A 26,955-nucleotide genomic window follows, 5' to 3' on the forward strand; every position below is an offset into this window, starting at 1 on the left:
CTGCCCCGCCCCCCGCCCCCGCCCCCCCCCCCCCCCGGGGGGCGGCGGCCCCCCCCCCCCGCCGCCCCTGTCCGCGTCCGGAGGAGAAGCCACCCCATGCACAGGTTCGCCGGCGCGCTGGCCGCGCTCTGCCTCGCCGCCGCGGCGACCACCGCGGTCGTCCTGGCCGGACCGGCGGCCGCCGCGCCCGCCTGCGCGGTCGCCTACCGCCTCAACCAGTGGCAAACCGGCTTCACCGCCGACATCACGGTGACCAACGGCCCCACCGCGGCCTCCTCCTGGACACTCACCTGGCACTACGCCGGGAACCAGACCGTGACCTCCGCCTGGAACGCCACCGTCCGCCAGACCGGGAACGCCGTCACCGCGCAGAGCCTGTCCTACAACGGCGCGCTGCCCGCCGGCGGCTCGGTTTCGTTCGGGCTGCAGGGGACGGCGAGCGGGACGAACGCCGAGCCCACCGACTTCGCGCTCAACGGCGTCTCGTGCGGTGACCCCGCTCCCCCGACGTCCACCACACCGACCACCACTCCCACCACACCGACTTCCGGGCCCACCACCACGACGTCCGGGCCGCCGCCCGCCGGCTGCGCGGGCGCCGCGCTCTGCGACGACTTCGAGCAGCAGACCGGCGGTACGCCCGGCGGCCGGTGGACCGTCGGCGCCGCCAACTGCCAGGGCACCGGCACGGTCGCCGTCGACACCACGGTCGCCCACTCGGGCAGCCGCTCGGTCAAGGTCACCGGCCAGGGCGGCTACTGCAACCACGCGTTCCTCGGCACCAGCGTGTCCGGTTCCGGCGTCCTGTACGGGCGGTTCTGGGTCCGGCACACCACCGCGCTGCCCGCCGGGCACGTCACGTTCCTGGCGATGCGCGACAGCACCGACGGCCGCGACCTGCGGGCCGGCGGGCAGAACCGGGCCCTGCAGTGGAACCGTGAGTCCGACGACGCCACCCTGCCCGCCCAGAGCCCGGCCGGCGTCGCCCAGAGCGTCCCGCTGCCGACCGGCACCTGGTCCTGCTTCGAGTTCCGGCTCGACGGCGCGGCCGGGCAGCTCCGGACGTGGCTGGGCTCGGCCGAGGTGCCCGGCCTGGTCGTGGACGGCGTCCCGACCGCCGACGTCGACCAGCAGTGGCTCGCCCGGGCGTGGCACCCCGCGGTGACCGACCTGCGCCTGGGCTGGGAGAGCTACGCCGGCGACGCGGACACGCTGTGGTTCGACGACGTGGCCGTGGGCTCCTCGCGGATCGGCTGCTGAGCTACCGGCCGAGCACGCGCTCGATCGCGGCCAGCTCGTCGTCGGTGAACTCCAGGTTCGCGGTGGCCGCGACGGTGTTCTCCAGCTGGGCGACGCTGCTGGCGCCGATCAGCGCGGAGGTGACGCGGCCGCGGCGCAGCACCCAGGCGATGGCCAGCTGGGCCAGCGTCTGCCCGCGTCCCTTGGCGATGTCGTTCAGCGCGCGGACGGTCGCCAGGGTCTCCTCGGTCAGCCGGTCGCTGGTGAGGAACGGGCTGGCGCCGGCCGCGCGGGAGTCGGCCGGGACGCCGTCGAGGTACCGGTCGGTCAGCAGGCCCTGGCTCAGCGGCGAGTACGCGATCGAGCCGACTCCGTGGGAGTCGAGGGTGTCGAGCAGGCCGTCCTCGACCCAGCGGTCGAGCATCGAATACCGCGGCTGGTGGAGCAGCAGCGGGGTGCCGAGGTCCTTCAGCGCGGCGAGCGCGGCCTCGGTCTGCTCGGGCGAATAGTTCGAAATGCCCGCGTACAGCGCCTTGCCCGAGCGGACGGCGGTGTCGAGCGCGCCCATCGTCTCCTCGATCGGCGTTTCCGGGTCCGGGCGGTGCGAGTAGAAAACGTCGAAATAATCCAGTCCGGTGCGGGCCAGGCTCTGGTCGAGGCTCGCGAGGAGGTTCTTGCGGGAGCCCCATTCGCCGTACGGGCCGTCCCACATCAGGTAGCCCGCCTTGGACGACACCAGGATCTCGTCGCGGTACGGGCGGAAGTCGGCGGCGAAGTGGCGGCCGAAGCTGGTCTCGGCCGAGCCGGGTGGCGGGCCGTAGTTGTTGGCCAGGTCGAAGTGCGTCACCCCGAGGTCGAACGCCCGCCGCAGCACGGCCCGCTGGACGTCGAGGGGCTTGTCGTCCCCGAAGTTGTGCCACAGGCCGAGCGACACGGCGGGCAGCTTCAGCCCGCTGCGCCCGGCCCGCCGGTACGGCATGTCCGCGTACCGGTTTCCGGCCGCGACGAAAGGCGACATGGTTCTCCTTGTCGAAAGTGGACGGCGAACGCAGTCTAACCGCGCTTGAGGAGCGCGCCGGCGAACGACGCCGCGGGTGGCAGGCCGGGCAGCAGCGTTGCCTGGTAGGCGTGGTAGACGTCCGGTTTGCCGGCCCACACCGTCGCGGCGGGACGGTTCTCCGGGTCCAGTTCGTGGTGCCACGAACCGAGTTCACGGTCGACGAAGCAGGCTTCGGCGTGTTCGCACCATTCGGTGAACCGGGCGAGGTACGCCGGGTCGCCGGTTTCCTGGTGCAGGGTCCACGCCGCGGCCATCGCCTCGGTCACCACCCAGTGCAGCCGGGTGCGCACCACCGGCGTCCCGGCGAAGTCGGTCGTGTAGACGAAGCCCGGCCGCCCGTCGACGGCCCAGCCGTGGCGGACGGCGGCCTCGAACAGCGCGGCCGCGTCGGGCACCAGCCACGGCGGCGCGGCGTCCCCGAGCGCGCGGCCGAGGTGGACGGCCAGCCGGGCCCATTCGAAGAGGTGCCCGATGGTCGCCCCGAACGGGCGGAACGGGTGGGCGGGCTCGGCGCGGTTGAACTCCAGCCGCACGCGCCAGCCCGGGTCGAAGTGCTCCGGGAGCAGCCAGCCGTGCGCGCGGGCCTCGCCGTGGACCAGGCGCTCCACAATGGACAGCGCGCGGCCGGCCCACACGGGGTCGCCGGTGACGTCGGCGGCGGCCAGGAAGGCCTCCACGGTGTGCATGTTGGCGTTGGCGCCGCGGTAGTCCTCCAGGCGCGTCCAGCCGCGGTCCCAGACGTCGGCGACCCGGCCGGCGGCCGGTTCCCAGAACCGGCGTTCGACGATTTCCAGGGCTTCCGCCAGCAGCGCCCGCGCTCCTTCGGCGCCGGCCGCGGCCGCGCTCGCGGCGGCCAGCACGACGAACGCGTGCTCGTAGGCGCGTTTCTCGTCCAGGGCGGTCGAGGCGTACCAGCCGCCGTGCCCGGCGTCCCGCAGCGGGCCGGTGAGCGCCGCGACGCCGTGGGCGACCTGCGCGCCGGTGTCGGCGCCCTGCAGCGACGCGAGCGCGAAGACGTGCGTCATCCGGCAGGTGATCCAGGTCTCGACGGGCCGGTCGAGCACCGGCCGCCCGGCGTCGTCGAGCCAGGCGAACCCGCCGCCCGGGTGTACCGCGCCGCCGGCGAACCCGAGCAGCCGGGCGGGTTCGGCGCGCACCCAGGCGGGAACCGAAGACGGACTGTCCACTCTCTGCCTTTCTCCACGGGCGCGCCCGGTTCGACGGCCCCCGCCAAGGTAGGCCAAGGCGCCCGTCCCGGTCATCGCGGGCTGTTCCGGAAGTGACCGCCGCCGCGTATCCTGACCTTGGAAGCGCTCCCAGTCTTCGACGCACGCAACCCAATGAAGGGACTGACGTGACCAGGAGACGAAGTACCGTTCTCGCCGCCGTCACCGTGCTGCTGGCGAGCCTGACCACCGTCCTGCTGAGCACCGGCACGGCGGAGGCGCACGGCGCCATGATGAAACCGGGCAGCCGGACCTTCCTGTGCTGGCAGGACGGGCTCAGTTCGACCGGTGAGATCAAGCCCCAGAACCCGGCCTGCGCGGCGGCGGTGGGCGTCAGCGGGGCCAACTCGCTGTACAACTGGTTCGGCGTGCTGCGCTCGGATGGCGCCGGGCGCACGCGCGGGTTCATCCCCGACGGGAAGCTGTGCTCGGGCGGCAACCCGGGCTACGCGGGCTTCGACGGGGTCGGCCAGTGGCCGCTGACCCACCTCACGGCCGGCGCCCGGTTCGACTTCTCGTACAACGCGTGGGCGGCCCACCCGGGCTGGTTCTACACGTACGTGACCAAGGACGGCTGGAACCCGAACCAGCCGCTCACCTGGGACTCCCTGGAGGACCAGCCGTTCCTGACGGTGGACCACCCACCGGTGACCGGCTCGGTGGGCACGGTCGAGGGCCAGTACAAGTGGAGCGGCGCGCTGCCGTCGAACAAGTCTGGCCGCCACATCATCTATTCGGTGTGGAAGCGCTCGGACAGCGCCGAGACGTTCTACGGCTGTTCGGACGTCACGTTCGACGGCGGCAACGGCGAGGTCACCGGCGTGAAGGACCCGGGCACCCCGCCGACGTCGACCACGCCGACGACCACCACCGGCACCCCGCCGCCGGGCTCCTGCATGGCGATGTACGAGATCACCAACAGCTGGAGCGGCGGCTACCAGGCCTCGGTGACGGTGATGAACCACGGCACGACTGCGTACAACAGCTGGCAGGTCGGCTGGACACTGCCGGCGGGCCAGACGATAGGCAGCGTGTGGAACGGCACGCTGAGCCTGTCCGGCTCGGCGGTGACGGTCCGCAACGCCAACTGGAACGGCCGGATCGCCGCGGACGGCACGACGACGTTCGGGCTGACGGTCAACACGACGGGAGGCAACGCGGCCCCGTCGCCGACCTGCCAGGGCACCTGACCGTCCCGGGTTCGAACGTCGCGAATGACTCGTTCGGGACCTCCCACGTCCCGAATGAGTCATTCGCGACACCGGCGACCGTCACACATTCGCCGGCGCGGTGCTCCCCCGGGTGATCAACCGCGGCCGGGACGTGTACACGTCCCCGGTCCGCTCCCCCGCCAGCACGTCGTGCAGCACCGACGCCGCCAGCGTGCCGAGCTCGGCCAGGGGGCGGCGGATCGCCGTGAGCGCCGGGCGGACCAGCCTGCAGAGCGGCGTGTCGTCCCACGACACCACCGACAGGTCCTTCGGCACCGCGAGCCCGAGCTCCCGCGCGGCCGCGAGCGCCGCCACCGCCAGGTCGTCCGTGTCGCACAGCAGCGCCGTCGGCCGGGGACGTGTGGCCAGCACCCGCCGGACCGCGTCGGCCGAGGGCTCGGGGTGGACCGTGTCCGGGTGCGCCAGGCCCGTCGCCGCCGTCGCGAAGGCCCGCCTGCGCGCCATCGGGTCCGCGAACACCGCCGCGCCCGCGATGCGGACCACGTGCCGGTGTCCCAAGGCCGCCAGGTACGCCAGGGCCTCGGCGGCGCCCGCGAAGTCGTCCACCAGCACCGATGGCGTGCCCGGCACCCCGCCCGGACCGCCGAGCACCACCGCCGGCAGGCCGATCCGGACCAGCTCGGCCGCGCAGCCCGGCTCGGTGAGCAGCACGCCGTCGACCTTCCGCTCGGCCCGCCAGCGGCGGTAGATCGCCAGCGCCGCCTCGCGGCCGGGGGCGGCCTGCAGCAGCAGCTCGCCCGCGAACCCGTCGAGCAGGGCCGGGACGAACGCCTCCAGGTGCCGGTCGAGCACCAGGCCGAGGGCCCCGGTCCGGCCGCCGGACAGCGCGCGCGCCGTGCTGCTGGGCGCCCACCCGAGCTCCCGGGCGATCTCGGTGATCCGCCGCCGGGTGGCCTCCGAGACGCCGGGGCGGCCGTTGAGGGCGTAGGAAACCGCGCCCTTGGAGACGCCGGCCTCCTTCGCGATGTCGGTGATCGTCGGACGCTTCATCGCACCCCTTCCTGGCACCACAAGGACTCCGGCCCGCGGTCCGTGTCCGTCCGGACACCCGCCGTCGCGCACCTTGACACCCGCCGCACCGGGAAACGAGACTCGCCCCGGGAGCGCTCCCAGCCAACGGAGGCCGGGAGTGTGCCGCGAATGGGGAGTGCGCGTAGATGAGGAAGATCCGAAGAACGCTGGCCGCCGTCGTCCTGCTCGTGCCGGTCGTCCTGACCGCGGGCTGCGGGCCGGGCACGCCGGAGCAGATCACGCTCACGGTGGCGACGTTCGGCGAGTTCGGCTACGACGACCTCATCCCCGGCTACGAGTTCACCCACCCCGGGCTCACCATCCGCCAGGTCCGCACCGAACAGGGCGGCCCGTACCACGAGGACCTGCTGGACAAGCTGCAGAAGAACCAGGGCCTCGCCGACATCCAGGCCGTCGAGGAAGGCCACCTCGCCGACGTGCTCGCCCACGCCGGCAAGTTCGCCGACCTGGCCAAGATCGGGCCGCCCGAGGTGAAACCCGGCCGGTGGCTGGAGTGGAAGTACGAGGCGGGCCGCAGCAAGGACGGCAAGCTCGTCGGCTACGGCACCGACATCGGGCCGCTGGCCATGTGCTACCGCAAGGACCTGCTCGAAGCGGCCGGGCTGCCGACCGACCCCGGCTCGGTGAAGACGATGTTCGCGACCTGGGACAGCTTCTTCAAGGCCGGCGAGAAGTACGTCAAGCGCTCGAAGGGCAAGCCGTGGTTCGACTCCTCGGCGCAGATCTTCAACGCCATGGTCAACCAGCTCCCGGTCGGCTACCTCGATCGCGAGGACCGCTCGACGCTGGAGACGAACGCCGCGCTGCGGGACGCCTGGAACCGGGTCACCTCGGCGGTGAACCAGGGCCAGTCGGCCGGGCTCACCGCCTTCGCCGACGACGGCAACAACGGCCTGCGCACCGGTGCCTTCGCGACGAAGATGTGTCCGTCGTGGATGCTCGGCGTCATCGAACAGCAGGCCGGCATCGCCAACGCGGGCAAGTGGGCGCTCACCGACGCCTTCCCGGACGGCGGCGGCAACTGGGGCGGGTCCTTCCTCACCGTGCCGTCCTCGAGCCCGCACCAGAAGGAGGCCGCCGCGCTCGCCGCCTGGCTGACCGCGCCGGAGCAGCAGCTGCGCGCGTTCCGGGTGAGCGGGAACTTCCCCAGCCAGGTCGACGCCTTCACCTCCCCGGACCTGCTCAGCGAGATGAACGGCTACTTCGGTGGGGCGCTGATCGGCCAGGTCTTCGTCGCACAGGCCCGCAAGGTCGGGAAACCGCAGTACAAGGGGCCGGGCGACGGCAAGATCCAGGAGACGGTGATCGCGCCGTCGCTCAAGGCGGTCGAGCAGGGCGCCGACCCGGCGGCCGTCTGGCAGCAGGTGCTGGTCGGCGTGCACCGGCTCGTGCCCTGACGGGCGCCGCACGAGCGCTTCTTCGCCGGCAGCGCCGCGCACGGGCGCTCGGTGGTGCGGGCGATCACTTCGCCGCAGAACAAGGGTTCGCACGCGTTTCACACCCGGGTGGGGTTCGTCATCGAACCAGTTCGAGGGGGTATCGGGCCCGGATCGGCCCGCGCCACGGGGTCCGGCCCGAAGTCCCGTCGGACGTCGAGCCGGACCCCGCCGTCCCGTCCGGCCGGTCAGGCGGCCGGGCGGGACCGCGGCGAGCGGCCGGGCGGGACCGCCCGCTCGCCGGGTTGCCGTGGTGGTGGAGGCCGGGCCGGGCGGCGGCTGCGCGGCACCGCCCGGCCCGGGGTCTTTTACTGCACCGGCGGGTAGGCGTTCTGGACCAGCTGCTCGAACTGGGCCTGGAACCACTTGCCGGACAGCGGCGCGTCCGGCAGGGCGCCGGTCAGGTTGCCGCCGTTGGCCTGCTCGCTGCCGCGGAAGGCCGGGTCGCACATCGGGTCCGCGCCCTTGCCCTCGTCGTTCGGGATCAGCTTGCTCGCGCCGTCGGACTCACCCGGCGGCTTGATCCAGACGTAGGCGTCGAAGTGCGCCTGGGGCGCGACGGTGGGCCGCACGCCCAGCCCCGCACCGCTCTGGTTGCACCAGTTGCCGCGGTGCAGCCGCCGGTCGATCCGGCCGGAGTCGACGTAGGCGTCCACCGTGGACCCCGAGGCGCCGGTGGGCCGGGCCGCGCCGCCCCAGCCGTTGCGCGAGGTGTCGACCAGCATGCCGATGCCGCTCGGCAGGCCCGCGGCCACGAACGCGTTGTACATCGCCGTGGCGAACGGCACCTCGGCGAAGTACGGGTTCCACTGGTAGAACTTCGCCGACCGCAGCTGCTGGCCGCCGACGTTCAGGTTCGGGTCCGGCAGGTTCGGCTCGGTCAGCGGCGTGTAGTTGGCCGTGGAGCTGATGAACCCGTCGATGCTGTTCACGCCGGCCGTGGTGCCCTGCAGCATCTGCTTGACCGCGTTGACGAACGGGCCGAAGTTGCTGTCCCAGCCCAGCCACGCCGAGTGCGCGATGTCCAGGTAGTTGTAGACGTTGGAGATCGCGTGGAGCTTGTTCAGCGCGTACTGGATGCCCTGGACGTACGCCCCGCTCGACTGCGCCTCGGCGCACTTGGCCGTCGAGAGGTTGGTGATCAGGTTGGGCAGCGAGTCCGGCTCGACGACCGCCACGATCCGCAGCGGCGCGTACTTCGGGTCGGCCAGGATCGAGGCGATCGGGTCGATGTACTCCGCCTTGTACCGGGCCAGGCCGTTCTCGGAGACCTTCAGCTCACCGTTGGAGGCCAGCGCCGCGCAGTCGCGGTTCGGCAGGTCGTAGACGACGATCTGGATGGTCACCGGCGTGCTGCCGGTCTGCTGGGCCAGCGCCGCGTCGAGGTGCCCGCGCAGGCCGCGTGAGCTCGACGTGCCCGCGATCGCCGCGATCCGGTCCAGCCAGACCGCGGTCGAGGTGTTGGCCACCTTGGCCATCTGGGCGCCGAGCGTGCCGCCCTTGGCCGCGGCCGCCGCGGTCACCTGAGCCGACCAGTCCGGGTTCACGTACCCCTTCGACCCGGCGTACGGGTTCTCCACGTGCGTTCCGGGCTGGGGCGTCGTGGTGACCGTGGTCGGGGTGGTGGGCGTGGTCGGCGTCGTCGGGGTGGTCGGCGTCGTGGTGACCGTGGTCGGCGTGGTCGGCGTCGTGGTCGTCGGCGTGCCGTCGCAGTGGGTGCCGTTGAGGGAGAACGACGTCGGGATGTCGTTCGTGCCCGAGTACGAGCCGTTGAAGCCGAAGTTGGCCGTCGCGTTCGTGCCCAGGTTCCCGCCCCACGACGGGTTCTTCGCGCTCACGTGCTTGCCGCTCTGGCTGTACGTGGCGCTCCAGCCCTGCTGCACCTGCTGGTTGCCGCCGAAGTCCCATTCGACGTTCCAGGACGACACGGCGTCGCCCAGGTTGGTCACGGCGATGTTCGCGGTGAAGCCGGTGTCCCACTGGTTGACCGTGTAGGTGACCTTGCAGCCGGTGGCGGCGCCCGCCGGACTGCCCCCGGCCACCAGCAATCCGGCGGTCATCGCCGCCGCCGTCACCGAGGACGCCACGGCGAACCGTGACTTCCTCTTCGCGGACCAGAATTCACTCCTCATCGAGTGCGCTCCTTAGGTTGTTCGGTGGGGTGGGTCAGGTGGTGCAGGCGGTCGCGCCGACGGCGAAGCCGGACGGCGTGCCGGTCGAGGGGCCGGTCGCCTGGATGCCGATCGACACCGAGGCACCGCCGGCCAGGTCGGGAGCCCAGGCGGGAGCCTTGGCGCTCGCCTGTTGCCCGGTCTGCGTGACGGTCGCGTTCCAGCCGCCGGTGATCTGCGTCCCGGACGGCACGGTCCAGCCGAGCGCCCAGTTCTTCAGCGCCGAGCCGCCGGTGTTCTTCACCGTCACCGTGGCGAGGAAGCCGCCCTGCCAGGTGTTGTCGACGCGGTAGGTCACCGCGCAGCTCGCCGGCGGGTCGGCCGGGCCGCCACCCGAGCCGGCCGGCGGGATCAGGTACGGCTGCAGGATCGCCTGCTTGGTCTGGTTGACCGACGTCCAGTCGTCGTTGAGGATGCCGCCGGTGTCACCCGAGTTCGGGTTCCACGACCAGTACGTGAAGCTCATCCCGGACGTGCCGGTGCCCGTGTACTTCATCAGCTCCTGCAGCCAGACCTTGTCGCGCGGGTCGGCGAGCGTGGAGCCGAACTCGCCGAGCAGCACCGGCGCGATGTTCTGCTTGTGCAGGTAGCCGAAGAAGTGGTCCCACAGCGCGGGCAGGTTCGCCGGGAAAGCCGGATCGGAGAACCACTTCTGGGCGAACACCGACGTCGCGTACTCGTGCGCCGAGTACACCAGTTTGTCCGGTTTGGACAGTCGAACGGGGAACTGCTTCGCTCCGGAGAGGTTGCCGCCCCACCAGCCGCACTGCGGGTCGCCGGTGCCGCTGACGCAGTCGACGCCTTCGACGACGATCAGCCAGTCCGGGTTCTCCGCGAGCACGGCGTTGCCGGCCCGTTCGGCGGCGAGCCGCCAGTCGGTCGCGGGGTCGCCGCAGCCCCAGCACGCTCCCCCGCCGCCCTGGATCGCGTGCGGTTCGTTGTGCAGGTCCGCCCCGATCACGGTGGGGTTTCCCTTGTAGTGCCGGGCCAGCATCGTCCAGTCGGCGATCCAGCGGCTCTCCGGGTACGCGCTGGTGTACCAGAGCGGGGACTGCGCGCCGGAGTCCGGCCGGTGCCGGTCCAGCAGCACGCGCATGCCCTTGCCGCCGGCGTAGGCGACGATCTTGTCGAGCACCTGCAGGCCGGTCAGGCCCTGCAGGTCCGGGTTCTGCACCTGGTCGATGCTGACCGGCTTGGACCCGGCGTCGAACAGCTGGTTCGAGTACGGCAGCCGCAGCGTGTTGTACCCGAGCCCGGCCATCTGGTCGAGCATGTCCCGGTAGTTGCGGCTCCACAGCCCGTGCGGCGAGTAGTTGGCCGTCTCGGCGCCGAACCAGTTGATCCCGGTCATCCGGACCGGCGCCCCGGTCTCGTCGACCAGCTGGGCTCCGGCGGCGTGCCAGAACCCGGTGCCCGTGCCGGCCGCCGCTTGCGTGGCCGGCGGGGCCGCGGTGGCCGGGGACGCCGTGAGAACGGCGCCCCCGACCAGTGCGGCGACCACCAGAGCGAGCAGTCGCTTCATCGCGTGCCTCTCAGCCGAACAGGTCCACGTGCGCGGCGAACGCCGTGGCGATCTCCGTTTGCGCCCAGAACCGGTGGTAGGTGAACGTCGGCGCGGCGCCGCCGTCCAGGTAGGCCTGGACCTTCGGCCACTGCGGGTCGCTCTTGTAGAACGAGCGGATCGACAGGAACGTGGAGTTCGAGTTGATCGCGTCGCCGTTCGGCATCGTGCCCGTCCAGCCCGGCGGGATGTACAGGCCCTGGTCGGTGGAGGCGTTGTAGGTGTCGTCGAACCGGTCGTAGTCCTTCCGGGTCTCCGGCACCGCGATGCCCTTGCTGTCGGTGTTCGCCGTCAGCGCGGTGAGCAGCTGCTCCCCGGCCGTCTTCGCCGGGGCGTTGGCCGAGCGCGCCGCGTAGTACAGCAGCGTCTTGGCCAGGGAAGCCGCGACCCCGACGTCGTTGTTGAAGTTCTTCACCGTGACGTGCAGGCCGTTGTTCGCGCCCGGGCTGGTGGCGTTCCAGGTGTCCGGTGCGCCGGTCCAGGTGAGGTCGGCCGGGATCTGGAAGCTGCCGCCCGCCCCGACGGTGGTGTTGGCGATGGCCCACGGGACCCACTTGTCGAGGATCTTCTTCGCCCGGGCGTCGCCGGTCGCCTGGTAGTACTCGGCGATGCGTTCCATGCCCCAGGTCTGGAAGCCGAACCACTGGTTGCTCGGCGGGTCGTGCCAGACCGGCTGCCAGTCGTAGAACATCCCGTAGAAGGTCGGCGTGCCCGCGGGCGGCGTGCCGTACTGGCCGTCCCAGCTGTTGGTCGCACCGCCGGCGAGACCGCCTTCGGACGACTGCAGCCACTGCAGGAACTCGAGCTGCCGGTTGAGGCTGGTCGCCCAGTCGCTCGCGCCGGTCGCCGAGGTGACCTTCAGGCCCGGGTCCGCCGACAGCGCGTAGGCCGCCAGCGGGTTCTGGTAACCCTGGTGGGCCGCGCCGTCACCGATGCGCCACGCCCAGGCACTGGCCGGGTCCATCGAACCGCCCCAGGCGTAGTACCACGAGATCAGGTAGTGCTCGCTGTTCTTGCCGGTCCCGGCCGGGCAGGCCGACGCACCGACGCAGTTGCCGATCTTCTTGAAGTACTTGTCGAACAGCGAGTACCGCAGGTAGTCGCCCATCTTCGAGGCCTTCTTGACCACAGCCGCGATGTCCGCGCTCTTGCCCTGCGCCTGCGCCCACTTCTGCGCCTGGAAAGCCACCTGCACCACACGGGCATCCGCGTCCGGTGCGTTGGTGTACTTCCACTGCTTGGCGTAGGAGGAGTCACCGGTGAACAGGTCGAGGTAGCCGTTCTTGCCACCGAACTTCAGGACGTCGCAGCTGGGCTGCGTGACCGTCTCCCAGACCGACTCCTGCGAGCCGCGCTGGAAGGTGTTGATGAACGCCGGCGCGGTGTTGGTGCCGTCCTCGCAGCGGCCGAAGCCGTAGATGTTGTCCACGTCCAGCAGCCAGTGCATGCCGTAGACGTCCGGGTTGCCGTAGGCCGCCTTCAGCTCCGCCGCGATCGGGTCCGCCCCGACCGGGACGTTCGACTGCAGCTGCGACGGGTACTGCTTCGGGCTCGGGTACTCCGCCGCATACGTCGCCGGCTTGCTCGCGTTGTACCCGGAGTTGCCCGGCTGATCCGCCGCCGACGGGATCGCGTACGTCTCGATCGACGTCCACGCCTGGTTGAACGGGGCCCAGTCACCGGTGATCCGGCCGTAGGACGCCTCCAGCCACAGGTAGTAGCTGAACGCCTCCGACGTCGTCTCGTGCCCGTGATCCGGCGCCTCGACGATCAGCGTCTCGATCGAGTGATACGGCACCAGGATGTTCCCGAACTTGCGGAAATAACCGCTGTTCGGATCCTTGATCTTGTTGTACTGCGTCAGGAATGCCAGCTGGTAGTCCGAAGTGGACGACGAGATCTCGTTGACCGCCACCGTGGCCGCGGTGTAGCCGCTGCTGCTCGCGGTGAAGGTCGCGCTGCCGAGCGCGCCCCCGTTGTCGGCGCTGGTGACCGTGACGTTCTGCGGCACGTTCCAGTTCGCCGCGGTGAACGTCAGGCTCGCCGGGGCGGCCGAGAGGTCCGTGCTGCCGGCCGTCCGCGCCACCGCGACCGTGACCGGGCCCGTCGGGGCGCCGGCGAGGGACACCGCGAAGGTCGCCGTGCCACCCTGCTTGACCTGCGCGGTCGCCGGGGCGGCGACGATCGTCGGCCCGGAGAGGACCTTCACGCTGACCGGGCTGGACGTGGTCGACGCGTTCTTGTTGTCGTAGGCCTTCGCCGTCACCGAGTAGGTCCCGGCCGGCACGTTGCCCCAGCTGCCCTCGAACGGCGCGGCCGTGTCGGTGGCCAGCAGCGTGTCACCGGCGTAGAACTCGACCTTGCTCACTGTGCCGTCGCTGTCGGCGGCCGTCGCGGCTAGAGGGATCGTCGCCGGGGCGTAGAAGGTGCCGGTCGAGGACGGCGCGGTGAGGGTGACCGTGGGCGCCTTGTTCGCGCCGGTGCACGCGGTGCCGTTGACGGAGAAGTCGGTGGGCGGCCGGTTGGCCGAGCCCTTCGTGCCGTTGAACCCGAACGACGTGCTCGCCCCGGTCTCGAGGCGGCCGTTGTAGGACATGTTCGTCGCGGTGACCGCGGCGCCGGACTGGGCGAACGTGGCGCTCCAGCCCTGCTGGACCTTCTGGCCGTCGAGGAACGTCCAGCCGACCTTCCAGCCGTCGAACGGAGCTCCGTCGTTGCGCAGCGAGACGTTGGCGGTGAACCCGGTGTCCCAGTCGTTGGTGGTGTAGGTGACGGAACAGGCGATGTCGGCGCCGAGCGCCGGTGGTGGGGCGACCACCGCGCCCGTGGCCGCCAGCACGGCCGAGGCCAGTGCCAGCGCACGGACGCGCTTTCGGGGAGAGGAACGCATGGCTGCGGAACTCCTTTGTCCGTAGGGAGCCAGCGATCTGGGAGCGCTTCCAGGCGCAGACGGTAGCCAGCCGGAAACCTGGATGTAAAGAATCGAGTCAGAAGGACACGACGACCCCGAACGTCACATCTGCGCGCCCGGCGAACGCCGGCCCACTGAACACTCCTGAACAGCCGCACCCGAACGTCGTCCCGCCACCCGTTCGGCCCAGTCGATCAGTCACGCGGGGTGTCCGGAAAACGCCGTTTAGCGCCAAAGGCGTGCATCTCGGACCGGAACGTTCCCACCCATCGAGTCATGGACGCCGTGCCGGCTCCACGATCACGCGTGTCGACCCCCGAATCACGAGTGTCGACCCCCGGTGCGGCCGATCGGCCCCACCGGCTCGTGCAGCCGGATCCGGCGCACGTGATCGAGGAGGCTCCACGCGTGACTGGCCGGGCATCACGCGTGACTGGAGAGGCATCACGCGTGATTGGAGGGTCGGTCAGCTTGAGGCGCGGACCGCCAGGGAGACCGGGAGGATGTGCTGGCGCGGCTTGAGGTTGTGGTCGTCGAGCAGGCGCATCAGGGTCTCGACCATGGCGTGGACCTGCTCGCGGGGGTCCTGGTGGACCGACGTCAGGGGCGGGTCCATGGCCGGGGCCAGTGTCACGTTGTCGTCGAAGCTGACCATCGCGACGTCGTCCGGGACTCGGCGGCCGGCGCGGCCGAGGGTGCGCAGCGCGCCCACCGCCATCATGTCGCTGGCGACGAACACCGCGTCGATGTCCGGGTGCCTCGCCAGGAGGGCCGACATCGCGTTCGCGCCGCCCGAAAGGGTGAAATCGCCCTCCTCGGCCAGGTCGGCGGGGTCGAGGCCGGCGTCGAGGAGGGTCTTGCGCCAGCCGGCGAGACGGTCGATCGGGGCGCTCTGGTCCTGGGGGCCGGCGATCGTGGCGATCCGCCGCCGCCCGGCCGCGACCAGGTGCTGGACCGCCAGCCGGGCGCCGCCTTCGTTGTCGAAGTCGACGACGTGCACGCCGCGGCGGATGCCGGCCGCCTGGCCGCCGAAGACCACCGGGATGCGCAGCAGCCGCAGCGCCTTGGGCAGCGGGTCGGCCCGGTGCGGCGCGAACACCAGCGCGCCGTCGACGTGGCCGCCCTCGAGGAAGCGGACCGTCCGGCTCAGGTCCTCGCGGATGTCGCTGAAGATCAGCACCATCTGCCGGCCGACGTCGGCGAGCTCCCGGTAGCCGGCCCGCATGACGGCGGCGCGGTACGGGTCGTCGAGCAGCCGGGACTCCGGCTCCGACAGCACCACCGCGATCGCCCCGGTACGGCGCGTGACCAGCGACCGCGCGGCCTGGTTCGGCGAATAGCCCAGGTCACGGGCGGCGGAGAGCACCTTCTCGCGCGCCGCCGCACTGACGTACGCGTCGTCGTTCAACGCCCGCGACGCCGTCGACCGCGACACGCCGGCGAACGCCGCGACGTCCTCCAGTGTCGGCCGTTCTTCATCGCCTGCTCGAGGCCCCACGGCACCGCCCTCGCTCACCCTCTGCAACTCTGACCGCCTCAGCTTAACGTTCACGCTCCGCCACGTCCGGGAGCGCTCCTCGCAGGAAACGCTCCGGTTACAACCCCTTGACACCGGTGAACGCCCCCACCAGACTCTGCCACACCTGGGAGCGCTCCCAGATCGGCTCCCAGCAGTGAGAGCGCTCATTCCCGTCAACAAGGTGGTTGGACACGTGAGAACGATCCGGAACGGCCTGGTCCTGGCACTGGGCATCACGATGACGGCGCTCGGCGCCTCGGCCTGCAGCGGAGGCGGTGAAAGCAACACGCCGGCGGCCGCGAACCCGAACGAAAAGATCACGCTGACGCTGTCGACGTTCACCGAGTTCGGTTACGAGGCTCTCATCCCGGAGTACGAGCGACTGCACCCCAACATCAAGATCACCCACAACAAGATCGGTCAGGGCGGCCCCTACCACGAGGAACTCGTCACGAAGATGGCCGCGGGCTCGGGTCTCGCCGACGTGGCGGCGCTCGAAGAGGGCCACCTGTCCGACTTCCTGGACAAGGGCTCGAAGTTCAACGACCTGAGCAAGATCGGCCCGGCCGACGCCTCTCCCGACCGCTGGCTGCCCTGGAAGTACGAAGCCGCCAAGACCAAGGACGGCAAGCTCATCGGCTACGGGACCGACATCGGCCCGCTCGCCATGTGCTACCGCAAGGACATGTTCAAGGAAGCCGGCCTGCCGGAGGACCCCGAGGCCGTGAAGCCGCTGTTCGCCACCTGGGACAGCTACTTCGCCGCCGGCACCGACTACGTGAAGAAGTCCGGCGGCAAGGCCTGGTTCGACTCGGCGTCGCAGAACTTCAACGCCATGGTCAACCAGCTGCCCGAGGGCTACATCGGCAGCGACGACAAGCTCGCGCTCGAGAACAACCAGGGCATCAAGGACGCCTGGGCCAAGGTCACCGACGCGGTCGCCAAGGGCCAGTCCGCGAAGCTCACCCCGTTCAGCAACGAGTGGAACTCCAGCTTCAAGCAGAGCGCCTTCGCGACGAAGGTGTGCCCGGCGTGGATGCTCGGCGTCATCAAGGAACACGCCGGCCCGGAGTTCGCGGGCAAGTGGGCGGTCACCGCGGCGTTCCCCGGCGGCGGCGGCAACTGGGGTGGTTCGTACCTGACCGTCCCGACGCAGTCCAAGCACCCGAAGGAGGCCGCCGAGCTCGCGGCCTGGCTGACCGCCCCGGAGCAGCAGATCAAGGCGTTCCAGGCCAAGGGCACCTTCCCGAGCCAGGTCAAGGCCCTCTCCGACCCCGCGCTGCTGAGCAAGACCGACGACTACTTCGGCGGCACGAAGGTCGGCGAGCTGTTCGCCGAGCAGGCCAAGAAGGTCCAGAAGCCGCAGTACAAGGGCCCGGGCGACGGCCAGATCCAGGAGAACGCGACCAGGCCCGCCCTGCAGGCGGTCGAGCAGGGCAAGTCGGCCGCGGACGGCTGGAACCAGCTCGTCGAGGCCGCGAAGAAGATCACTCGCTGAGCCGATGACCGTCCTCGACAAGGTCGCGCCAGAAGGGAGTAAGGCCGGGGAGCGCGTGTCTCCCCGGCCCACCTTCCGTCATCGGTTGAGCCGGTGGGACGTCAAGGTCTCGCCGTACCTCTACATCGCGCCGTTCTTCATCGTGTTCGGGATCGTCGGGCTGTTCCCGCTGCTCTACACCGCGTACGTCTCGATGTTCAAGTGGGAGGCCGGGGCCGACCATCCCGACTTCCTCGGCGTCGACAACTACACGGAGCTCTTCGCCGACACGCAGTTCTGGAACGCGCTGGTCAACACGATCAGCATCTTCCTGCTCTCCAGTGTCCCGCAGATCATCATCGCGGTGCTGCTGGCCGCGTTGCTCGGGGCCCGGCTACGGGGCGCGACCGGGTGGCGCGTCGGCATCCTGCTGCCGTACGCGGCGAGCCTCGTCGCCATCGGCATCATCTTCGCCAACCTGTTCGGCCCCCAGTACGGGCTGATCAACGGCGTGCTGCAGACCATCGGGCTGGACCCGGTCGACTGGCAGGCCAGCCGGATCGGCAGCCACCTCGCCATCGCGACCATGGTCAACTGGCGCTGGACCGGGTACAACGCCCTGATCGTGCTGGCGGCCATGCAGGCCATCCCCAAGGAACTGCACGAGGCGGCGCTGATCGACGGCGCCGGCACCTGGCGGCGGTTCTTCCACGTCACGCTGCCGCTGCTCAAGCCCACGCTGATCTTCGTCACCATCACCTCGACGATCGGCGGCCTGCAGATCTTCACCGAGCCGAAGCTGTTCGACGCGCAGCCGGGGTCCAGCAACGGCGGCTCGACCGGCCAGTTCCAGACCGTGACGCTGTACCTGTACCAGACGGCTTTCCAGAACGCCGATCTCGGCTACGCCTCGGCGATCGCCTGGGTGCTGTTCGTGATCATCGTGCTCATCGCGCTGGTGAACTTCTTCCTCACCGGCCGGATCGCCCGCACCCCGGCGGTGAAGAAGAAATGACAACACTCCAGAGTGACATTCCCACGGCCGGTACCCGGAAACCGGGCCTCCGGCAGAAGGTCGCCACGCTCGGCAAGCCACGCAAGGCGACCTACGTCGTGCTGGCGATCTTCGTGCTCGGCTCGCTGTTCCCGTTCTACTGGTCGTTCCTGGTGGCCAGCCGCGACAACGGGATGCTCACCGAGCGCATCCCGCCGTTCGTGCCCGGCGGCAACTTCTTCGCCAACGCGGCGCGGGTGTTCGACACCGTGCCGTTCTGGAAAGCGCTTGCCAACAGCGTCATCGTGTCCGGCACGGTGACGCTGACGACGGTGCTGTTCTCCTCGCTGGCCGGGTTCGCCTTCGCGAAACTCCGGTTCCGCGGGCGCAACAAGCTGTTCGTGTTCATCGTCGTCACCCTCGCGGTACCCACCCAGCTGGGCATCATCCCGCTGTTCATCGCGATGTCCGAACTGGGCTGGGCGGGGAGCCTGGCCGCGGTGATCGTGCCCAACCTGGTCACCGCGTTCGGCGTGTTCTGGATGCGGCAGTACACAGTGGACGCTCTGCCGTACGAGCTCATCGAGGCCGCGCGCGTCGACGGCTGCAGCATGATCCGGATCTTCTGGAACGTCTGCATGCCCGCGGTGCGCCCGGCCGCGGCGATCCTCGCGATGTTCACGTTCATGATGTCGTGGAACGACTTCCTGTGGCCACTCGTCGTGCTGGACGCCGGCAACCCCACCGTCCAGGTGGCCCTGGAGAAGCTGCAGAGCGGCTACTACGTCGACTATTCGCTCGTCCTGGCCGGCACGACCCTGGCCACCATCCCCATCCTCATCGTCTTCGTCCTCCTCGGCCGCCAGATCGTGGCCGGGATCATGCAAGGTGCCGTGAAAGGGTGAACATGTCCGTACATCCCGACAGCGTTCGGGCGGAGACCGCGTTGATGTTCCCGCCTGGCTTCGTCTGGGGGGCCGCGACCGCGGCGTTCCAGGTGGAAGGAGCCACGACGGCCGACGGGCGCACCGATTCGGTCTGGGACGTCTTCGCACGCCGCCCGGGAGCGGTCCGGGGCGGCGACAACGGCGAACCGGCGGCCGACCACTACCGGCGGTACTCCGAAGACGTCGGGCTGATGCGCCGGCTCAACCTCGGTGCCTACCGCTTCTCGCTGGCCTGGCCGCGGGTGCGGCCGGACGGTGGTGCGGCGAACGCCGCCGGGCTCGCGTTCTACGACCGGCTGGTCGACTGCCTGCTCGAGTCCGGGATCCAGCCGTGGGCGACGCTGTACCACTGGGACCTCCCGCAGGCGCTGGAGGAGCAGGGCGGCTGGACGAACCGGGACACCGCCTACCGGTTCGCCGAGTACGCCGAGACCGTGCTGGCGCGGCTGGGCGACCGCGTCGCCAGCTGGTCGACGCTCAACGAGCCGTGGTGTGCGGCGATGCTCGGCTACGCGGGCGGTATCCACGCCCCCGGCCGCACCGACCACCCGGCGGCCGTCGCCGCCACCCACCACCTGCTGCTGGGTCACGGCCTGGCGATGGACATCATCCGGCAGCACGCCCCGGACATCCCGGCCGGCATCACGCTGAACCTGTACCCGGTCGCCCCGCACGACCCGGCGAACGTCGCCGACGTCTCCGCGGCCCGGCGCATCGACGGCCTCCAGAACCGGCTGTTCCTCGACCCGGTGCTGCGCGGCGGCTACCCGGACGACCTGGTCGCCGACCTCGAGCCGTTCGGGCTGGGCTCGGTCGTGCGGGACGACGACGCCGCGGTCATCGCCGCGCACGTCGACTGGCTGGGCGTGAACTACTACCGCGACTACCGCGTCGCGGGCCGCCCGGTGCCGGGCAGCGAGCCGGCGGGCGGCGAGTGGGTCGGCGCGGGCGACGTGCACTTCGTCCCGGACCCGGCGGCGCCCCGCACCGACTCCGGCTGGGAGGTCCAGCCGGGCGGGCTGACCGAGTCCCTGCTGCAGGTGCACCGCGGCTACCGGCCGATCCCGCTGTACATCACGGAGAACGGCGCGGCCTACCCCGACGTCATCTCCGACGGCGGTGACATCGTCGACACCGACCGCGTGGCGTTCCTGGACTCCCACCTGCGGGCCTGCCACGACGCCATCGCGGCCGGCGTCGACCTGCGCGGGTACTTCTACTGGTCGCTGCTGGACAACTTCGAGTGGGCGGAGGGCTACGCGAAGCGGTTCGGCCTGGTCCACGTCGACTACGACACGCAGCGGCGGACGCCGAAGCAGAGTGCCCACTGGTACTCCCGGGTGATCGGCCTCAACGGCCTCGGCTGATCCCCGAGCGCCCCAAGGCGGCCTTGGTTGCGTTGAACGCACCGAAGGCCGCCTTGGGTGCGTTCAACGCACCCAAGGCCACATTGGGGCGCTTGAGCCGGGGCGTGCATTCCGCGGGGCGCGTTGCCAGACTGGCCGGTATGGGACTGCGCAGCGAAGCTTGGTTCAACAACCCCGCCGACCCCGGGATGACCGCGCTCTACCTCGAGCGTTACCAGAACTGGGGCCTCACCCGGGAGGAGCTGCAGTCCGGCAGGCCGATCATCGGGATCGCGCAGACCGGCTCCGACCTCACGCCCTGCAACCGGCACCACCTCCAGCTGGCCGACCGTACCCGCGAGGGCATCCGCGAGGCCGGTGGCATCGCGATCGAGTTCCCCGTCCACCCGATCCAGGAGACCGGCAAGCGCCCGACCGCCGCGCTCGACCGCAACCTCGCCTACCTCGGCCTCGTGGAGACCCTCTACGGCTACCCGATCGACGGCGTCGTGCTCACCACCGGCTGCGACAAGACCACCCCGGCGTGCCTGATGGCCGCCGCGACCGTCGACATCCCCGCCATCGTGCTGTCCGGCGGCCCGATGCTCAACGGCTGGTACGGCGGCGAGCGCACCGGCTCGGGCACGATCATCTGGAAGGCGCGGGAGCTGCTCGCCGCCGGCGAGATCGACGACGCCGGGTTCATGGAGCTCGTCGCGTCGTCCGCGCCGTCGCCCGGGCACTGCAACACGATGGGCACCGCGTCCACGATGAACGCGCTCGCCGAGGCCCTCGGGATGAGCCTGCCCGGCTGCGCCGCCATCCCGGCCCCGCACCGCGACCGGGCGCGGATGGCCTACCGGACCGGGCTGCGGATCGTCGAGCTGGTCCGCGAAGACGTCAAGCCGTCGGACATCCTGACGCGCGAGGCGTTCGAGAACGCCATCGTGGTGAGCTCCGCGATCGGCGGCTCGACCAACGCCCCCATCCACATCGGCGCCATCGCCCGGCACATCGGCGTCGACCTGCCACTGGACGACTGGCAGCGGCTCGGGCACGGCGTCCCGCTGCTGGTCGACCTGCAGCCGGCGGGCAAGTACCTCGGCGAGGAGTTCCACCGCGCCGGCGGGGTCCCGGCCGTGGTGCACGAGCTGATGCGGCACGGGCTGATCCACGAGGACGCGCCGACCGTCAACGGCCACCCCATCGGCGACAACTGCCGCGACGCCGAGGCCGGCGACCGGGACGTCATCCGGACCTTCGACACCGCCCTCACCCCCGACGCCGGGTTCCTGGTCCTCAAGGGCAACCTCTTCGACGCGGCGATCATGAAGTCCAGCGTGATCTCGCCGGAGTTCCGGCGGCGGTACCTGGCCGGGGGCGTCTACGAGGGCACCGCGGTCGTGTTCGACGGCCCGGAGGACTACCACGCCCGCATCGACGACCCCGGCCTCGGCGTCGACGAGCACTCGCTGCTGGTCATGCGCGGCACCGGCCCGCTCGGCTATCCGGGCTCCGCGGAGGTGGTGAACATGCGGCCGCCGGCGGAGCTGATCAAGCGGGGCGTGCACGAGCTGCCCTGCCTCGGCGACGGCCGCCAGTCGGGCACCTCCGGCTCGCCGTCGATCCTCAACGCCTCCCCCGAAGCCGCGGCCGGCGGCGGCCTCGCCGTGCTGCGGACCGGGGACCGGGTCCGGATCGACCTCGGCGCCGGCACCGCGGACGTGCTCGTCTCCGACGAGGAACTCGCGCGCCGCCACCGGGAACTGGCCGCGGCGGGCGGCTACCCGGTGCCCCCGGCGCAGACGCCGTGGCAGGAGATCCAGCGGTCCATGGTCGACCAGCTCTGCGACGGCATGGTGCTGCGTCCGGCCGTCGCCTACCAGCGCATCGCCACGACGAAGGGAATTCCCCGCGACAACCACTGATCCCGGCGCTTCGCCCGCCCGGAAAACGGGTATCCCCAGCGATAGCCGAGGCGAGGAGGCCCCCATGCTCCCGGATCGAGAACGGCACGCCCTGCGCGAGATCGAGGCGGAACTGCGCGCGAGTGATCCCGCGTTCGCCGCCGCCCTCAGCGGTCGCAAGCCGCGTTCGCCCAGGCGCTGGAACCTGTTGCTGGTGCTCTGCGACGTCACGGCGGTGGTGATGCTGCTCGTCGGCCTGTTCGCCCGCGACGCCGCGCTCGTGCTCTGGGGCACGGTGAGCGCGGGCGCCCTGGTGGCCTGGCACATCGCCCGCGCCGAGTCGGTCCGCGAGTCCACTGAGGACGGTACCGCCGCGGCCGGTTCCCGCTGAAGCGCGGCACGGCCGCCCCCGGAACTCGCGCCGGGGGCGGCCGTGTGGCGTAGGAGGGGTCACTCAGTCGTAGGACAGGGCCTCGACCAGCTCGCCGGCGGTCGGGTTCGACAGCGCCCTGGCCACGTCGGCCTGGGCGACGATGCCGACGAGGTCGTGCCCGTCGATCACCGGCAGCCGGCGGACGCGGTGCTCGGACATCGTGCGCAGGATCTCCTGGGCGTCGTCGTCCGCGCCGATCGTGACGACCTCGCCCTGGGCGAGCTCGCCGGTGTGGACCGCGCGCGGGTCCTTGCCCTCGGCCAGCACCTTCACGACGATGTCGCGGTCGGTGATCATGCCCTTGAGCCGGTTGTCCTCACCGCAGATCGGCAGGGCGCCGACGCCTTTCTGCGCCATGGTGACCGCGGCGTCGTGCACGGTGTCGGACTCCCGGGCGCAGGTCGCGTCGGACGTCATGATGTCGCGTGCGGTGGTCATCGTGAACTCCTTTCTCTGGGGCGTTGTCCTCCGGCTACCCGGACCGGCGGGGTTTACCCGTGCCGCGGACGGGGAATTTCCGGAGGCATGCCGGATTCCCGCGGTGCCGAGCCACCGGACACCACCGACCTCGACCGGTTGCGGTCGGCGGCGTCCGGGTGCCAGGGCTGCCCGCTCTACCAGGACGCCACGCAAACCGTCTTCGGCGAGGGCGACGCCGGGGCGACGGTCCTCGTCGTCGGCGAGCAGCCGGGCGACAAGGAGGACCTCGCGGGCGAGCCGTTCGTGGGGCCGGCCGGCAAGCTGCTGGACCGCGCCTTCGCCGAAGCCGGCTTCGACCGGCGGTCGTTGTACGTCACCAACGCGGTCAAGCACTTCAAGTTCAAGCGCGACGAACGCGGGAAGCGCCGCATCCACCAGAAGCCGGGCCGCACCGAGGTGGTCGCGTGCCGCCCGTGGCTGCTGGCCGAGCTGCGCGCGGTGCGCCCGGAGCTGGTGCTGCTGCTGGGCGCGACGGCCGCGCAGTCGTTGCTGGGCCCGAAGTTCCGGCTCACCGCCCACCGCGGCGAGCCCCTGGAAGCACCGGCGGACGTCGCCGATCTGGTGCCCTCGGCGATGGCCACGGTCCACCCGTCGGCGGTGCTGCGGGCCCCGGACCGGGACGACGCCTACGCGGGCTTCGTCGCCGATCTGCAGGCCGCGGCGAAGCTGCTCAGGTGAGGCCCTTCAGCGCCTGCTCGGCCGAGCCCGCGTGCTCGTCGAGGTTCCGCCAGGGGTCCTCCTTGCGGGCCAGCCGCTGCCTCTCCTTGCCCAGCGCCCAGCCGTCCGGCGCCGCCTTGCCCAGCTCGCGCCAGTCCAGCGGGGTGGCGGCCGCGGCCCCCGGGCGGGCCCGCAGCGAGTACGGCGCGACGACCGTCTGCGCGTACCCGTTGCGGTTGGCGTCCAGGAAGATCCGGTCGCCGCGTTTTTCCTTGCGCTGAGCCGTGGTCAGCCGGTCCGGATCAGCCGCCGCGACCCGGTCGGCGAGGGCGCGGGACAGCTCCAGCACCACCTCCGTGTCCGACTTCGCGTCCAGCGGCGCGAGCACATGGAACCCGCGGCCGCCGGTGGCCTGGACGAACGCGGTCAGGCCGGCCCGCTCGTAGTGGTCGCGGATGCGCCGGGCGACGGCGCGCAGCTCCGCGACCGGCGTGCCTTCCGGCGGGTCGAGGTCCAGCACCAACCGGTCCGGGCGCTCTGGAGCATCCACAGTGGACAGCCAGACGTGGAACTCCACGGTTCCCTGGTTCGCCAGGTACGCCAGTGTCTCGGCGTCCTCGCACACGACGTATTCGTCGGTGCCACCGCCGCGCCGGGGCACCCGTTCGACGCGGATCGAGTCCGGGAAGTGCTCCCCCGGGTGCTTCTGGAACCAGCCCTGCTCGCCGATGCCGTCGGGGAAGCGCCGCAGCGTCAGCGGGCGGCCGCGCAGGTGCGGCAGCATGACGTTCGCGACGGCGCGGTAGTACTCGACGACATCGCCCTTGGTCAGCCCGTCGCCGGGGTAGAACACCTTGTCCGGGTGGGAAGTCTTCACGTGCGCACCCGTACGACGTCGGCGGTCACGACGCCTTCAGGGCCTTCTCGAGCTCGGCCCGCGTCATCTTCGACCGGCCCTTCACGCCCTGCTCACGGGCCAGCTTGTCCAACTCGGACTTGGACAGCTCGGCCAGCTTCTTCCCGGCCTTCTTCTTCGGTTCCTTGCCGCCGCTCTTGCGGTTCTTGACGCTGCGCGACAGCGCCTCGAACAGGTCGACGACGTCGGCCGAGGGCTCCGGCTCCTCCTCGTGGGTGATCTCCTTGCCGGCTTCCTTCGCCTTGATCAGCTCTTCGACGCGCTTCGAGTACTCGTCGCGGTAGTCCTCGGGTTTCCAGGGCGCGGTCATCTCGTCGACGAGCGCGAGCGCCATGTCGAGTTCCTTGGGCCGCGGTTTCGGCAGCTGCGGCAGCGTGCCCATGACGTCCTTCGGCTTCCGCAGGTCCGCGACGAAGTGCAGGGTGTTCAGCACCATCACGTCCTCGCCGGCGCGGACGGCCGCGAGGTACTCCTTGCCGCGCAACACGAACTTCGCGATGCCGGCCTTTTCGCTGCGGTCCATCGCCTGCAGCAGCAGGCCGTACGCCTTGGCGAAGTCCTCCTTCGCCGGCTTGAGCCAGTACGTCTTGTCGAAGAACCACGGGTCGATCTCGTCGAGCTCGACGAACTGCTCGATGTCGATCCGGCGCGACCGCTCGGGCGCGATCTCGTCCAGCTCGTCCGGTTCGACGAGCACGTGGTCCCCGCCGCCGAGGTCGTAGCCCTTGACGATCTCGTCCTGGGTGACCTCTTCGCCGGTCCGCTCGTTGACCCGGCGGTTGCGGATGCGGTCCGACGTCCCGCGTTCGAACTGGTGGAAGTGGATCGTGTGGTCCGCCACCGCCGGGTACAGCTCCACCGGCACGGTGACCAGCCCCAGGCTCAGCGCGCCGCTCCACACCGGTCGGGCCATGTCGTCCTCCTCGCCCCGCGTCCCGGCTCAGGCGACGTCGCTGCTGCGGCGGCTGCTCCGGTGCAGCCCCAGCATCTCGAGCAGCCGCGCGCAGTCCTCGGGGTCCTTCGCCCGGGCGGCCACGGCCAGCGCCGCCTTGTGGCGCGTGCGCTCCAGTTCCGGCGAGTCCCCGCCGTCGGCCAGCAGGTCCGCCACCGGCCGCAGATCGTTGCGCTTGTCCCGCATCTTTCGCTCCCCTCCGGCAGTCCGTTCGCCGGCGGGTTACCCCGGATCACCGCGGGCAACACGGCGGACTCCGAAGATCCGGCTCGACTAGGCCGAACGAGTGAATTCCCCCAGGTCCGGCGCCGAAGACGGGCAAGGTGGTGAGACCCACGTCACAGCAGGAGGCCGGATGGGCACCCAGCTCCGCATCAGCCGCGAAGACGGCTCACTGCCGTGCGAGGTCTGCGGCTTCCGGACGATGCACGTGGCCCAGGTGGTCGCGGACGACGGCACGGTGCTCGGCCGCACCCTGGTGTGCACGACGTGCCAGCGCGGCAAGCCGCGCCCGGACCCGGCACCGGTCGAGTCGGAGGCACCCCCGGACGAGGTCCCGGCCGGCTGACGACGCCGGCCGCTCGGCATCCGACACCCGTCCCGCGTACCTGGACAGCCACCCTCCGGGTACACCGGCGCCCCTCCGGGTACGCCGAGCAGGTCACGCCGTCGTCGCCACCGCCGCCACGAACTCCGCCGCCACCTCGTGGAGCTTCCGGTTGCCGTCCTGGGAGCGCTTCACCAGCCGCTGGAAGGCTTCCTCCGCCGTGATCCGGTGCGCGGCCATCAGGATCCCCTTGGCCTGGTCGATCACCGCGCGGGTCTCCAGCGCGCGGTTGAGCTGGTCGACCAGCTCGCGCGCCGCGAAGTAGCGTCGCGCGCTACGCAGGCCGATCACCACCGTCGCCGTGTACAGCTCGAGGATCTTGGTGCCCAGCTCGCTGAAGCCGTGCTCGCCGAACCCGAACAGGTTCACCGCGCCGGACATGTCCTCGTCCACCGTCAGCGGCGCGGCGAGGAAGCTGGCCACGCCCAGCTGCTCCGCCGAGGAGACGAACTGCGGCCACAGGTCCCCGACCGCGCCGACGCCGACGCGGACCGGCTGGCCCGTCTCGGCGGCGCGCAGGCACGGCCCGTCCCCGATCCGGTACTGCTCGCGGTCGAAGTTCACCGCCCGCTGGTCGGTGCTGGCCACCGTCTCCGGCACCCCTTCGCGCACCAGGGTGATGCTGGCCATGTCGGCCCCCGGCACCACCTGCACGACGTGGTCGCACACCGCCTGCAGCATCTGGCCGAGGTCGAGCTCGCTGTCCAGCATCGCGGTCAGCGACTCCATCGCGAGCGTGACTTCGTCCAGCCGCGCGGTGAGCTGCTCATCGCCGCCCGTCATCCTGGTGACGCCCCTTCTTCTTCCGACAGGGCGCTCTCAACCAGGGAGGACCCGGGCGCGCGCCACTAG

The 26,955-nt window shown here is 71.1% G+C and carries 23 protein-coding genes; 11 read left to right on the forward strand and 12 right to left on the reverse strand.

The genetic code is table 11. From position 1 onward, the window contains the following. The first annotated feature begins 96 nt into the window (after positions 1–96). Positions 97–1,260, forward strand: coding sequence for a cellulose-binding domain-containing protein (locus I4Q55_RS40905; protein WP_206789915.1), 1,164 nt, complete (start codon positions 97–99; stop codon positions 1,258–1,260). Between the two features lies 1 nt (position 1,261). Here I4Q55_RS40905 and I4Q55_RS40910 read toward each other — a convergent pair whose 3' ends face one another. After that, the gene (locus I4Q55_RS40910; protein WP_206789913.1) at positions 1,262–2,257 is read right to left on the reverse strand and encodes an aldo/keto reductase; all 996 of its coding nucleotides are present in this window, start codon (positions 2,255–2,257) and stop codon (positions 1,262–1,264) included. Positions 2,258–2,292: 35 nt separating this feature from the next. Further along, positions 2,293–3,486 (reverse strand): AGE family epimerase/isomerase, encoded by a 1,194-nt coding sequence (locus tag I4Q55_RS40915; RefSeq protein ID WP_206789911.1) that lies wholly within the window; start codon positions 3,484–3,486, stop codon positions 2,293–2,295. Between the two features lie 167 nt (positions 3,487–3,653). On the opposite strand from I4Q55_RS40915, the gene I4Q55_RS40920 reads away from it, so the two are divergent. Continuing rightward, entirely contained in the window at positions 3,654–4,715 is a 1,062-nt protein-coding gene (locus tag I4Q55_RS40920) for a lytic polysaccharide monooxygenase (protein WP_206789910.1), read from the forward strand. Positions 4,716–4,796: 81 nt separating this feature from the next. On the opposite strand, the gene I4Q55_RS40925 is transcribed toward I4Q55_RS40920, so the two are convergent. Then, positions 4,797–5,747, reverse strand: coding sequence for a LacI family DNA-binding transcriptional regulator (locus tag I4Q55_RS40925; RefSeq protein ID WP_206789908.1), 951 nt, complete (start codon positions 5,745–5,747; stop codon positions 4,797–4,799). Positions 5,748–5,914: 167 nt separating this feature from the next. On the opposite strand from I4Q55_RS40925, the gene I4Q55_RS40930 reads away from it, so the two are divergent. After that, positions 5,915–7,186 carry an ABC transporter substrate-binding protein gene (locus tag I4Q55_RS40930; protein WP_206789906.1) on the forward strand — a complete coding sequence of 424 codons (1,272 nt, stop codon included), beginning with the start codon at positions 5,915–5,917 and terminating at the stop codon, positions 7,184–7,186. Positions 7,187–7,533: 347 nt separating this feature from the next. On the opposite strand, the gene I4Q55_RS40935 is transcribed toward I4Q55_RS40930, so the two are convergent. The 4 genes from I4Q55_RS40935 to I4Q55_RS40950 all read right to left on the reverse strand — a co-directional run bounded on the left by I4Q55_RS40935 (position 7,534) and on the right by I4Q55_RS40950 (position 15,330). After that, positions 7,534–9,357 carry a glycoside hydrolase family 6 protein gene (locus I4Q55_RS40935; protein ID WP_206789904.1) on the reverse strand — a complete coding sequence of 608 codons (1,824 nt, stop codon included), beginning with the start codon at positions 9,355–9,357 and terminating at the stop codon, positions 7,534–7,536. A 34-nt stretch (positions 9,358–9,391) separates the two neighbouring features. After that, positions 9,392–10,918, reverse strand: a complete 1,527-nt coding sequence (locus I4Q55_RS40940) for a cellulase family glycosylhydrolase (protein WP_206789903.1) — start codon at positions 10,916–10,918, stop codon at positions 9,392–9,394. Between the two features lie 10 nt (positions 10,919–10,928). After that, entirely contained in the window at positions 10,929–13,847 is a 2,919-nt protein-coding gene (locus I4Q55_RS40945; protein ID WP_206789902.1) for a glycoside hydrolase family 48 protein, read from the reverse strand. Positions 13,848–14,334: 487 nt separating this feature from the next. Beyond that, complete coding sequence (locus I4Q55_RS40950; RefSeq protein WP_206789942.1) at positions 14,335–15,330, reverse strand: LacI family DNA-binding transcriptional regulator; 996 nt, start codon at positions 15,328–15,330, stop codon at positions 14,335–14,337. A gap of 250 nt (positions 15,331–15,580) precedes the next feature. Between I4Q55_RS40950 and I4Q55_RS40955 the strand changes: the two genes are divergently transcribed. The 6 genes from I4Q55_RS40955 (at position 15,581) to I4Q55_RS40980 (ending at position 22,449) form a co-directional block, all read left to right on the forward strand. Next, positions 15,581–16,885: an ABC transporter substrate-binding protein gene (locus tag I4Q55_RS40955; RefSeq protein ID WP_206789901.1), complete on the forward strand. Its 1,305-nt coding sequence runs from the start codon at positions 15,581–15,583 to the stop codon at positions 16,883–16,885. 4 nt (positions 16,886–16,889) lie between these two features. Continuing rightward, positions 16,890–17,879 (forward strand): carbohydrate ABC transporter permease, encoded by a 990-nt coding sequence (locus I4Q55_RS40960; RefSeq protein WP_206789900.1) that lies wholly within the window; start codon positions 16,890–16,892, stop codon positions 17,877–17,879. Next, complete coding sequence (locus tag I4Q55_RS40965; protein WP_206789899.1) at positions 17,876–18,763, forward strand: carbohydrate ABC transporter permease; 888 nt, start codon at positions 17,876–17,878, stop codon at positions 18,761–18,763. The genes I4Q55_RS40960 and I4Q55_RS40965 overlap by 4 nt, the downstream gene beginning before the upstream one ends. A gap of 2 nt (positions 18,764–18,765) precedes the next feature. After that, on the forward strand, positions 18,766–20,172 hold the full coding sequence (locus I4Q55_RS40970) for a GH1 family beta-glucosidase (RefSeq protein WP_242546372.1): 1,407 nt from the start codon (positions 18,766–18,768) through the stop codon (positions 20,170–20,172). A 140-nt stretch (positions 20,173–20,312) separates the two neighbouring features. Then, entirely contained in the window at positions 20,313–22,079 is a 1,767-nt protein-coding gene (locus I4Q55_RS40975) for an IlvD/Edd family dehydratase (protein ID WP_206789897.1), read from the forward strand. A gap of 64 nt (positions 22,080–22,143) precedes the next feature. Continuing rightward, positions 22,144–22,449 (forward strand): DUF3040 domain-containing protein, encoded by a 306-nt coding sequence (locus I4Q55_RS40980; protein ID WP_206789895.1) that lies wholly within the window; start codon positions 22,144–22,146, stop codon positions 22,447–22,449. A 63-nt stretch (positions 22,450–22,512) separates the two neighbouring features. Here the strand turns inward: I4Q55_RS40980 and I4Q55_RS40985 are convergent, their stop codons facing one another. Then, positions 22,513–22,929: a CBS domain-containing protein gene (locus I4Q55_RS40985; RefSeq protein WP_206789894.1), complete on the reverse strand. Its 417-nt coding sequence runs from the start codon at positions 22,927–22,929 to the stop codon at positions 22,513–22,515. Positions 22,930–23,016: 87 nt separating this feature from the next. On the opposite strand from I4Q55_RS40985, the gene I4Q55_RS40990 reads away from it, so the two are divergent. Continuing rightward, positions 23,017–23,649: a UdgX family uracil-DNA binding protein gene (locus I4Q55_RS40990; RefSeq protein ID WP_206789893.1), complete on the forward strand. Its 633-nt coding sequence runs from the start codon at positions 23,017–23,019 to the stop codon at positions 23,647–23,649. On the opposite strand, the gene ligD is transcribed toward I4Q55_RS40990, so the two are convergent. The 3 genes from ligD to I4Q55_RS41005 are packed head-to-tail and all read right to left on the reverse strand — an operon-like array spanning position 23,642 to position 25,682. Continuing rightward, entirely contained in the window at positions 23,642–24,505 is an 864-nt protein-coding gene (gene ligD / locus I4Q55_RS40995; RefSeq protein WP_206789892.1) for a non-homologous end-joining DNA ligase, read from the reverse strand. The genes I4Q55_RS40990 and ligD overlap by 8 nt on opposite strands. Positions 24,506–24,530: 25 nt before the next feature. After that, on the reverse strand, positions 24,531–25,457 hold the full coding sequence (locus I4Q55_RS41000) for a Ku protein (protein WP_206789891.1): 927 nt from the start codon (positions 25,455–25,457) through the stop codon (positions 24,531–24,533). Positions 25,458–25,484: 27 nt separating this feature from the next. After that, complete coding sequence (locus I4Q55_RS41005; RefSeq protein WP_206789890.1) at positions 25,485–25,682, reverse strand: hypothetical protein; 198 nt, start codon at positions 25,680–25,682, stop codon at positions 25,485–25,487. Positions 25,683–25,851: 169 nt separating this feature from the next. On the opposite strand from I4Q55_RS41005, the gene I4Q55_RS41010 reads away from it, so the two are divergent. After that, positions 25,852–26,064, forward strand: coding sequence for a hypothetical protein (locus I4Q55_RS41010; protein ID WP_206789889.1), 213 nt, complete (start codon positions 25,852–25,854; stop codon positions 26,062–26,064). A 93-nt stretch (positions 26,065–26,157) separates the two neighbouring features. Here I4Q55_RS41010 and I4Q55_RS41015 read toward each other — a convergent pair whose 3' ends face one another. Next, complete coding sequence (locus tag I4Q55_RS41015; RefSeq protein ID WP_206789888.1) at positions 26,158–26,886, reverse strand: ANTAR domain-containing response regulator; 729 nt, start codon at positions 26,884–26,886, stop codon at positions 26,158–26,160. Between the last annotated feature and the right edge of the window lie 69 nt (positions 26,887–26,955).

The organism is Amycolatopsis sp. MtRt-6 (genome assembly GCF_017308975.1).
Classification (GTDB): Bacteria; Actinomycetota; Actinomycetes; order Mycobacteriales; family Pseudonocardiaceae; genus Amycolatopsis.